The sequence below is a fragment of the Nocardioides sp. genome (assembly GCF_014360585.1).
Taxonomy (GTDB): domain Bacteria; phylum Actinomycetota; class Actinomycetes; order Propionibacteriales; family Nocardioidaceae; genus Nocardioides.
Map to the genome: position 1 here is coordinate 58,578 of NZ_JACIXG010000018.1, position 9,358 is coordinate 67,935.

Annotated in this window: 10 protein-coding genes; 5 read left to right on the top strand and 5 right to left on the bottom strand. The window is 69.8% G+C overall.

Annotated features, from left to right (window positions below; translation table 11 throughout):
* Positions 1–11: 11 nt before the first annotated feature.
* Positions 12–959, top strand: a complete 948-nt coding sequence (locus tag H5T77_RS08475) for a PLP-dependent cysteine synthase family protein (protein ID WP_292647594.1) — start codon at positions 12–14, stop codon at positions 957–959.
* A gap of 20 nt (positions 960–979) precedes the next feature.
* Here H5T77_RS08475 and H5T77_RS08480 read toward each other — a convergent pair whose 3' ends face one another.
* From H5T77_RS08480 to H5T77_RS08490, 3 genes are all read right to left on the bottom strand, one after another.
* Positions 980–1,324 (bottom strand): hypothetical protein, encoded by a 345-nt coding sequence (locus H5T77_RS08480; protein ID WP_292647596.1) that lies wholly within the window; start codon positions 1,322–1,324, stop codon positions 980–982.
* A 30-nt stretch (positions 1,325–1,354) separates the two neighbouring features.
* A complete protein-coding gene (locus tag H5T77_RS08485) occupies positions 1,355–2,581 on the bottom strand; it encodes an FAD-dependent monooxygenase (RefSeq protein WP_292647598.1) in 1,227 nt (408 codons plus the stop codon).
* Positions 2,582–2,654: 73 nt separating this feature from the next.
* Positions 2,655–3,662, bottom strand: coding sequence for an alkaline phosphatase family protein (locus H5T77_RS08490; RefSeq protein ID WP_292647600.1), 1,008 nt, complete (start codon positions 3,660–3,662; stop codon positions 2,655–2,657).
* Positions 3,663–3,790: 128 nt separating this feature from the next.
* Between H5T77_RS08490 and murI the strand changes: the two genes are divergently transcribed.
* Positions 3,791–4,648, top strand: coding sequence for a glutamate racemase (gene murI / locus H5T77_RS08495; protein WP_292647603.1), 858 nt, complete (start codon positions 3,791–3,793; stop codon positions 4,646–4,648).
* A complete protein-coding gene (locus tag H5T77_RS08500) occupies positions 4,645–5,415 on the top strand; it encodes an MBL fold metallo-hydrolase (RefSeq protein ID WP_292647606.1) in 771 nt (256 codons plus the stop codon). The genes murI and H5T77_RS08500 overlap by 4 nt, the downstream gene beginning before the upstream one ends.
* Before the next feature lie 150 nt (positions 5,416–5,565).
* On the opposite strand, the gene H5T77_RS08505 is transcribed toward H5T77_RS08500, so the two are convergent.
* Entirely contained in the window at positions 5,566–6,252 is a 687-nt protein-coding gene (locus H5T77_RS08505; RefSeq protein ID WP_292647609.1) for a response regulator, read from the bottom strand.
* Positions 6,249–7,412, bottom strand: coding sequence for a sensor histidine kinase (locus tag H5T77_RS08510; RefSeq protein WP_292647612.1), 1,164 nt, complete (start codon positions 7,410–7,412; stop codon positions 6,249–6,251). The genes H5T77_RS08505 and H5T77_RS08510 overlap by 4 nt, the downstream gene beginning before the upstream one ends.
* Positions 7,413–7,545: 133 nt before the next feature.
* Here H5T77_RS08510 and H5T77_RS08515 point away from each other — a divergent pair, with 133 nt between their 5' ends.
* Together H5T77_RS08515 and H5T77_RS08520 are read left to right on the top strand one after the other, a co-directional pair.
* Positions 7,546–8,475: an ABC transporter ATP-binding protein gene (locus H5T77_RS08515; RefSeq protein ID WP_292647614.1), complete on the top strand. Its 930-nt coding sequence runs from the start codon at positions 7,546–7,548 to the stop codon at positions 8,473–8,475.
* A complete protein-coding gene (locus H5T77_RS08520) occupies positions 8,472–9,299 on the top strand; it encodes an ABC transporter permease subunit (protein WP_292647616.1) in 828 nt (275 codons plus the stop codon). The genes H5T77_RS08515 and H5T77_RS08520 overlap by 4 nt, the downstream gene beginning before the upstream one ends.
* Positions 9,300–9,358 lie beyond the last annotated feature (59 nt).

A 9,358-nucleotide genomic window follows, 5' to 3' on the forward strand; every position in this document is an offset into this window, starting at 1 on the left:
CCATGGACCCCATGCGCTACGACAACCTGCTGGCGTCGGTCGGGGGCACCCCGCTGGTGGGCCTGCCCCGCCTCTCGCCTTCGCCCGACGTCCGGCTGTGGGCCAAGCTCGAGGACCGCAACCCGACCGGCTCGATCAAGGACCGCCCGGCTCTTCGGATGGTCGAGGAGGCCGAGAAGGACGGACGGCTCCGGCCCGGTTGCACGATCCTGGAGCCGACGTCGGGCAACACCGGGATCTCGCTGGCCATGGCGGCCAAGCTCAAGGGCTACCGGATCGTGTGCGTGATGCCGGAGAACACCTCCGAGGAGCGGCGCCAGCTGCTGCGGATGTGGGGCGCCGAGATCGTCTCCTCGCCCGCCGCAGGTGGCTCCAACGAGGCCGTCCGGGTCGCCAAGCGCCTGGCCGCCGAGCACCCCGACTGGGTGATGCTCTACCAGTACGGCAACTCCGCCAACGCGCTCGCGCACGAGGAGGGCACCGGCCCCGAGCTGCTGGCCGACCTGCCCTCCGTCACCCACTTCGTCGCCGGGCTGGGCACGACCGGCACGCTCATGGGCGTCGGCCGCTTCTTCCGCTCGGCCAAGCCGGACGTACGCATCGTGGCCGCCGAGCCGCGCTACGGCGAGCTCGTCTACGGCCTGCGCAACCTGGACGAGGGCTTCGTCCCCGAGCTGTACGACGCGTCCCTGATCGACGCCCGCTTCTCCGTCGGCCCTCGGGACGCCGTACGCCGCGTCCGCGAGCTCCTCGAGCTGGAGGGCATCTTCGCCGGCATCTCCACCGGCGCCATCCTGCATGCCGCCCTCGCCCAGGCCGCCAAGTCCCTCCAGGCCGGGGAGAAGGCCGACATCGCCTTCGTCGTCGCCGACGGCGGCTGGAAGTACCTCTCCACCGGGGCGTACGAAGGCACCATCGACGACGCCGAAGAGGGCCTCGAGGGGCAGCTCTGGGCCTGATCGCTCGCGCTTGTCGAGCCTCAGCGGCAGAAGGCGTAGACGACGAGGCCGTGGTCCTCGCCCTCGAAGACCTGGTCGAGGGCCTTGCCGGTGAGGCCGGAGTCGACGTAGCGCGGCGTGGCGCCGGTGGCGCCGGTGGCGATGATGGCGTGGCTGGGGAGTCGGCCGGTCATGTCGCCCGGGGCTTTCGCACTCCAGCAGTCGTGCTGCGCGATGAGCGCGGCGGGGCTGCCGGGGGCGAGCGGGCGCCCGCTGCCGGCAGAGGGAGCGGAACCGACCTGCGCCAGCGCTACGGCGATGGCGGCGGCGTACATCGTCCAGATGCCGAGCGCGATGAACCCTCTGCGTCCGGGGAAGGCTCTCACGTCTTGGCAACGCCGAAGCGGCCCGCGGAGTTACGGGCGGGGGAGGCCGGCCGCGGCGTCGTGCTCGTGGATCCAGGCGAGATGGCGGTCGTAGGCGTCAGGTGACCCGAGCCGCTTGTTGCGGGCCTGGGCGCGTGGGCCGTCGGGGAGATGGAGGACGTCGGCGGTGGCCTGGGAGGCGACCTGGATCCGGCGGGTGCGGTCGCGGCGGTGCACCTCGTAGCTGGTCCGGGCACGCTCCCAGTCTTCGTCGGCGGCGAGGCAGCCGGCGAGGACGACGGCGTCCTCGATCGCCTGGGCGGCACCTTGGCAGTGGTGGGGGAGCGTCAGGTGAGCGGCATCCCCCAGCAGCGTGACGCTGCCGCGCGACCAGGTGGACAGCGGTGGCCGGTGGAAGAGCGCCCAGTGCTCGGAGACCGGCGCCGCGGAGATCATCTGGACCACGGCGGGATGCCAGCCGGCGTACGCGTGGATGTGCTCGTCCGGGTCGGACGGCCAGCCCCACGACTCCGGGGCCCAGGGCCCGGTCTGCCGCTTGACCAGGAGGAAGGCATGGTCGCCGTTGCCGACCGGATGGTGCATCAGGTGGCCGTCGGCGCCGAGCCACAGCTGCAGTCGGCCGGGGTCGGGGAGCAGCGTGAGCCGCGATCGCGGGACGGTCCCGCGCCAGGCGAGGCAGCCGGAGAACTGGGCGTCGTCGTAGCCGACGACGTGCTCGCGCAGGATCGAGCGGGCGCCGTCGGCGCCGATGACCAGGTCTGCCTCGACCGACTCGCCGCCGGCGAGCTCCAGCGAGACCGGCCCGTGCCCGTCGTCGGTGAGACCGACCACGCGGCGGCTGAGGTGGAGCCCGTCGGTGCCGAACGCCTCGCGCAGGAGCGCGTGCAGGTCGGCGTGACGGATGCCGTAGCCGGGCGCGCCGGTGCGAGCGGCGTAGTCGTCGGCGGAGAGCAGCCGGCCGATCGTGGCGCCGGTGTGACCGTCGCGCCAGATCAGTCCGTCGACCCTCGCCGAGGCCTCACCGAGAGCGGGCTCGATGCCGATGCGCTCGAGGAGCCGGGTCGCGTTGGCCGGGAGGAACACGGCGTCGCCGCTCGGTCGGGAATCGGTCGCGGCCTCGTACACCTCGACGTCGATGCCCAGGCGGCGCAGCTCGACGGCGAGCGTCAGCCCGCCGATGCCGGCGCCGATGATCGTGACCCGCTGCGTGCGTCGGGCCCTGTGCAGGGCCGCTCGAGCGATCCGGCTGACTGACATTCACGCTCCTTGGGGAGGTTACGTTCGAAACGTACCTCAGAGACGTGTCTGCTCGTGGATGGTTTCGACAACGTCACTTCACGTCGAGTGTCTGCCCTTTGCCGATGTCGCTGGTCTCGATCGGCCCGAGGCCGAGAAGGTCCAGGGCGAGGTTGCCGAGGTCGGCGTTGCGTACGGGCTGGGAGCCTTCGTACCCGGGACGTCCCTTGCCCGGGTCGCGGTAGTCGTCGGCGTTGAGCCGGTAGAGGTCCTCGCCGGCCCCGGCGTCGGCACCCCAGACGATGAACGGGATCCGGTAGTTCTCGTAGACCTTCTCGGAGTGGTTGGTGATCCCGGGCTTGAAGCCGTGGTCGGCGGTCAGGATGACGTCCAGGTCCTTCTCGAGGCCGGGGTCGTCGTCGATGACGTCGAGGAGCTCGCCGACCTGTGCGTCGGACTCCTCGACGGCGCTCAGGTACTCCGGTGACATCCCACCCGAGGCGTGCCCGGCGACGTCGGGAAGCGACAGATGTACGAAGGTGAGGTCCCGCTGCTCGGAGGCCAGGTCCTTCGCGGCCTCCGAGACCAGCCGGTCGTGGTCGTCCACTGCCGCGAAGAGGTCGATGTCGTCCTCCCAGGCGCGCTGCCACAGCTCGAACTTCTGCTTGGTCGCGAAGACCCCGGTGCTGAGCCCGGCGTCGTGGGCGACGGTGAACACCGAGTCCTCGCTGGCCGCGATCGACCTCGACGGATCGCCGACGTTCCAAGTGACGCCGTGACCGCCCTCGTCGGCGTCGATCGGGTCGCTGGTGACCATCCCGGTGTGGTTGGGCAGGGTGATGTTCTTCTCGTAGGCAGTGCGGGCATTGAGCGTCGAGGCGCCCTCGTCGATCAGCCGGTGGATGTTGGGCGTCCTCGTCTGCCCGAGCCGCGCGAGAGCGTCCGGGTTCAACCCGTCGATCGAGATCGCGAGCACCTTCCGGTCGACCTGGCTGGGCTCCCGCTCCTCGCGGTCGGCACCGTCGGGCAGCGCGGTGAGCGCCACGACGAGCACGACGGCGATGAAGACACCGACGGAGACGAGCGGGAAGAGGCGACGCACCGGCACACCTTAAGTGAAGCCGATGGCGCCCAAGGCGAACCTTCGGCAGCCGCTCGTGAACGTGAGATGGATCTCGGGTGACCCCCGGCACTGCGAAATGGCGGTGTTTGGGCCTAGCCTTGACGATCGTGCAGTCCGTCTCGTCCCTGGGTTCGCCCTCGCCACTGGGTTCAGCCCAGCCCGATCGCGACGCCCCGATCGGGATCTTCGACTCGGGCTTCGGCGGTCTCACCGTGGCGCGGTCCGTGATCGACCAGCTCGCCCACGAGTCGATCCTGTACGTCGGCGACACCGCCCGCGCCCCCTACGGACCCAAGCCCATCGCCGAGGTCCGCGAGTACGCCCTGGAGTGCCTCGACCATCTCGTCGAGCAGGGTGTGAAAGCCCTGGTCATCGCCTGCAACTCCGCCTCGGCGGCGATGCTGCGCGACGCCCGTGAACGCTACCGGCCGCTGCCGGTGGTCGAGGTCATCCTGCCCGCGACCCGTCGCGCCGTCGCCGCCTCCCGCACCGGTCGGATCGGGGTCATCTGCACCCGTGCGACGGCCGAGTCGATGGCGTACGACGACGCGTTCGCCGCCGCGCCGCACGTCTCGCTGCACACCCGAGCCTGCCCTCGGTTCGTACCCTTCGTCGAGTCCGGTGTCACGGGCGGCGACGAGCTTCTCGCCGCAGCGCACGAGTATCTGGATCCGCTGACCAGCGCAGGGGTCGACACGCTGATCCTCGGGTGCACCCACTATCCGCTCCTGACTGGTGTGATCTCCTATGTGATGGGCGACAACGTGACGTTGGTCAGCAGCGCCGAGGAGTCGGCGAAGGACGTCTACCGCGTCCTCGCCGAGAACGACCTCATGCGCGAGGGCGGGGATCCGACCTACACGTTCCTCACCACCGGCAACCCGGCCGAGTTCAAGGCGATCGGCGCCCGGTTCCTCGGCCCGGAGCTCGCAGCCGCCCAGCAGTTCGCCGGAGGGATGGGATGACCTCAGGGATGCGGCTGACCATCATCGGGTGCTCGGGCTCCTACCCCGGACCCGACAGCCCGGCCTCCTGCTACCTCGTCGAGGCCGACGACTCGACGGGTCGGACTTGGCGGATCGTGCTCGACATGGGCAACGGCGCGCTCGGGGTGCTGCAGCGCTATGTCGACCCGCTGCTCATCGACGCGGTCCTGATCTCCCACCTGCACGCCGACCACTGCGTCGACATGACCTCCTACTACGTCCTGCGCAAGTGGCACCCGACCGGCCCGCAGCCGCCGATCCCGGTCTACGGCCCCAAGGGCACCGGCCGACGGCTGGCGAAGGCCTACGACCTGCCCAAGCGCCCCGGGATGCGCGAGGAGTTCGCGTTCTCGACCTATACGGGGCCGATCCACCTCGGGCCGTTCGTGATCACCCCGATGGCCGTGGAGCATCCGGTCGATGCGTACGGGCTTCGGATCGAGGCGAACGGCAAGGTCCTCGGCTACAGCGGTGACACCGCCGAGACCGACGCGCTCCTCGACATCGCCGCCGACGCCGACCTGTTCCTGTGCGAGGCCGCCTTCCGCGACGGCGTCGACAACCCGCCCGGCGTGCACATCACCGGCGTCCACGCGGGGGAGTACGCCACCAAGGCTCGAGCGAAGAAGCTGATCGTCACCCACGTCCCGCCCTGGCACGATTCCGCCGACGCCGTGCGCGAGGCCCGCTCGGCGTACGAGGGGCCGATCGAGCTGGCGGCCACTGGGGCCGTCTACACGGTCTGACGGCCCTCGCTGGTCGAGCCGCCGGAGCCGCTAGGCGGAGGCGTGTCGAGACCAACACGGTCGAATCGAGCGCAGAGGGAACCGTGTTGGTCTCGACACGCTCGCTGGCGCGAGGGTCTGAACGAAAGTGGCCCTCGACCAGCGGGTCAGTCAGACCAACCCGGCGTCGTGGACCGTGATCGCGATCTGGACGCGGTTGGTGGCGCCGAGCTTGTCGAAGAGGCGGGAGACGTGCGCCTTGACGGTCGGGATCGAGAGGTAGAGCTCCTTGGCGATCTCGGCGTTGCTCAGCCCGCGCCCGACAGCGAGCGCGACCTCGTGCTCGCGCTCGGTGAGGGTGTCCAGCCGGCGTACGGCGGCAGCGGCGCGGTCGCCGGTCGGCTCGGCTCGGAGCCGGGTGATCAGGGTGCGCGTGGCCCTGGGGGAGAGGATCGCCTCCCCGACCATGACCGTACGGATCGCGGCGACGATCTCGGGCGGAGGAGTGTCCTTGAGGAGGAACCCGTCGGCGCCCGCCGCGAGCGCGTCGACGACGTACTCGTCGGCACCGAAGGTGGTCAGCACGATCACGTGCGGAGGCTTGGCCTCAGCCAGCACCCGACGGGTCGCCTCGAGCCCGTTGACCCGCGGCATCCGGATGTCCATCAGCACCACATCAGGCGCGGCCGTACGTACCAGGGTGAGCGCCTCCTGGCCGTCGGTCGCCTCGCCGACCACCTCGATGTCGGCCTGGCCGCCGAGCATCAGGCCGAGGGCAGAGCGCACGAGCGGGTCGTCGTCGACGATCCCCACCTTGATCTTGATCGGGCTGTCCTGGTTGGCCTCTGGGCTGTTCACTGGCCCCACGGTAGCCAGGCTTCGAGGATGAAGACATCCTTTTCCGTGCGGTGCACGAGCCTGCCGCCGGCGAGGTCGACGCGTTCGGCGAGCCCGATGAGGCCGAGGCCGGAGCCGGGAGTGTTGGAGTCGAAGCCGAGCCGGTTGCGCAGCAGCACGTCGATCCCGTGCTCTTCGGAGCCCCGCAGCGTCACCTTCAGGGCCGCCCCGGGCGCGTGCTTGCGGGCGTTGGTGATGCCCTCCTGCACGACCCGGTAGATCGAGCGCCCGACCGCCTCGGGCGGGGATCCCTCGACGTCGTCCTCCATGGTGATGTTCATGCCTCCGGCGTGAATCTCCTCGATGAGACGGCCGAGATCTGCGTACGTCGGCTGGGGCGCGGTCTCGGGATCCTCGCCGTTTCCGCGGAGCACCCCGAGGACGGTACGGAGGTCCTCGAGCGCCCGGTGGGCGCCGTCGCGGATGGTGCTCACCTCGCTCCGGATGTCGTCGGCGGAGAGGTCCTCGCGGTAGGCGAGCGCCCCGGCCTGCATCGAGATGTGGGAGATCCGGTGGGCGAGCACGTCGTGCATCTCGCGGGCGATCCGCCGCCGCTCGGTCTCGCGGGCCTGGGCGACGCGCAGCGCCTGCTCGGCCTCGGCGGTCTCGGCGCGGAGCCGGAGCGTGGCGATCAGCTCGCGGCGCGAGCCGATGTACATGCCCCACGCGACGATCGCCCCGATGACCACCACGCTGAGACCGATGTTGAGTCCCCACATCACGAACGCCGAGGGCCCGAACGCCGGCGTGGCGGTGTCCATCACGCCGAACCAGAACATCCCGGCCGTGAAGCTGAGCAGCGAGATCGGGATGATCTCGCGCCAGCGCCGCCGGGTCGCCAGCGAGACCAGGGCGAGGGCGGACGCGCCCGCCGCGAGCATCGAGAACGCGCTGGCGATGGTGACGATGGTGGTGATCGTGACCGGCCAGCGACGCCGCCAGAAGACCAGGACCAGGCTGGTGACACCGAGGCTGACGTCGAGCGTGAAACGCCAGTCCGGCCAGCCGCCGACGCTGCTGGTCAACCCGAGCGCACTGATCCCCAGGGCGGCGAGATAGCGCCACACATGCCCCCACAGGCTCAGGCGTGGCTGATAGTCGTCGGGGGAGCGTTGTTGCACAGCCTCCACGTTAGTGAACCCGAGTCCGGCAGACCCGATGCCGCGGTCGAGACCGGCCCCATACTTTCGTCGGGTCGCAGGTCATCCGTATGTCCGATGCCGTTCGCGCCGCTCGCACGGCAGGATGGGCATCATGATCAAAGTCGAAGGACTGACGAGGGTCTACGGGCCCTTCACCGCGGTCGACGACGTGTCGTTCATCGCCGAGGCCGGCAAAGTCACCGGCTTCCTCGGCCCGAACGGTGCGGGCAAGTCGACCACCATGCGCATCATGGTCGGACTGACCAATCCCACCAGGGGAAGCGCAACGATCGACGGCAGCCTCTATGCCGACCTCCCCAACCCGGGCCGCCACGTCGGTGTGCTGCTCGACGCCAGCGCTCAGCACGACGGCCGCACCGGCCGCGAGGTGCTCACGCTCGCCGCGATGACGATGGGCCTGCCCAAGTCGCGCGTCGACGAGATGCTCGAGCTGGTCTCGCTGACACCGTCGGAGTCCAAGCGCCGCATCAAGAACTACTCCCTGGGCATGAAGCAGCGTCTGGGCATCGCGAGCGCGCTGATCGGTGACCCCAAGGTCCTGATCCTGGACGAGCCGGCCAACGGCCTCGACCCGGCCGGCATCCGCTGGATGCGTGGCCTGCTGAAGGAGTACGCCGACCGCGGCGGCACCGTCCTGCTCTCCTCCCACCTGCTGCACGAGGTCGAGCAGATCGCCGACGAGCTGATCCTCATCGGCAACGGCCGCATCGTGGCCCAGGGAACCAAGGACACGATCCTGACCGGCCAGGGCGCCGCCGGCCAGGCGCTGGTCACCTCCCTGGACAACGAGGCCCTCACCGTCGCGCTCAAGGCCAAGGGCTACAGCGTCGAGCCGGTCGGCACCGGCATGCGCGTCTCCGCCGCACCTGCAGAGGTCGGCAAGGCAGCGCTGGAGGCCAACGTAGTGCTCACCGACCTTCGTGACGGCGGCGCCGGGCTCGAGGACATCTTCCTGCAGCTCACCGCCGAGACCCAGCGCGAGAGCACCGCCCAGATCCACGCCGAAGGAGCCTCCGTATGAGCGCCGTATCCGTAGCGCCGTCGACCCCGATGCCCACCGCCACCAAGGTGCCGTTCGGCCGCCTGGTGCTGGTCGAGTGGCGCAAGATGACCGACACTCGTGCCGGACGTACGCTGCTGATCATCTCGGCCGGCCTCCTGCTGTTCGCGATGGGCATCGTCGTCCTGGTCGCCGCTCTCAACGAGAACTTCACGGTCGACCTGGCCCTGTGGTCGCAGATCCTCGTCTTCCCGCTCTCCCTGCTCACCCCGGTGCTGGCGATCCTGATCGTCACCCAGGAGTGGGGCCAGCGCACGCACATGGTCACCTTCACTCTCGAGCCGAGCCGGATGCGGGTGATCGTGGCCAAGCTCGTCGCCGTGGTGGCACTGGTGCTCGCGCTCATGGCGGTCGCGGTCCTGTGCGGCGTCATCGGCAACGTACTCGCGGCCGCACTCGGCGGCTACGACGCGTCGTGGACGCTCGACGGCTCGATGTTCGTGTGGACCGTCATCTCGCAACTGCTCTACTTCGTGATGGCCTTCGGGCTTGCGATGTGCCTGCTCAGCACGCCGTTCTCGATCGTCGTCGTCTACACCGTGCAGCTGATCCTGCCGATCGTGGTGTGGACCCCGCTGATGGCGTTCTTCGAGTGGGCCCGTGACCTGCTCCCGTTCCTCGACATCGGTCTGGCGACCTCGCCGTTCATGGCGCAGAGCTTCATGGGGCAGTCGGGAGGCCTCGAGACCTCTGACTACCTCGCCCTGGCGACCAGCATCTTGCTGTGGGTCGTGGCGCCGGTGGTACTGGGCAGCATGCGCGTGATCAAGTCCGAGCTGAAGTAGTAGTTCATCGGACTGTTCGCGATACGACAAGCGGGGGTGGGTGCTTCGGCACCCGCCCC

Bases quoted from the DNA above. Each gene is read 5' to 3' on its own strand.
- H5T77_RS08475 (WP_292647594.1), top strand. From the start codon at position 12: ATGCGCTACGACAACCTGCTGGCGTCGGTCGGGGGCACCCCGCTGGTG.
- H5T77_RS08485 (WP_292647598.1), bottom strand. From the start codon at position 2,581: ATGTCAGTCAGCCGGATCGCTCGAGCGGCCCTGCACAGGGCCCGACGC.
- H5T77_RS08500 (WP_292647606.1), top strand. From the start codon at position 4,645: ATGACCTCAGGGATGCGGCTGACCATCATCGGGTGCTCGGGCTCCTAC.
- H5T77_RS08515 (WP_292647614.1), top strand. From the start codon at position 7,546: ATGATCAAAGTCGAAGGACTGACGAGGGTCTACGGGCCCTTCACCGCG.
- H5T77_RS08520 (WP_292647616.1), top strand. From the start codon at position 8,472: ATGAGCGCCGTATCCGTAGCGCCGTCGACCCCGATGCCCACCGCCACC.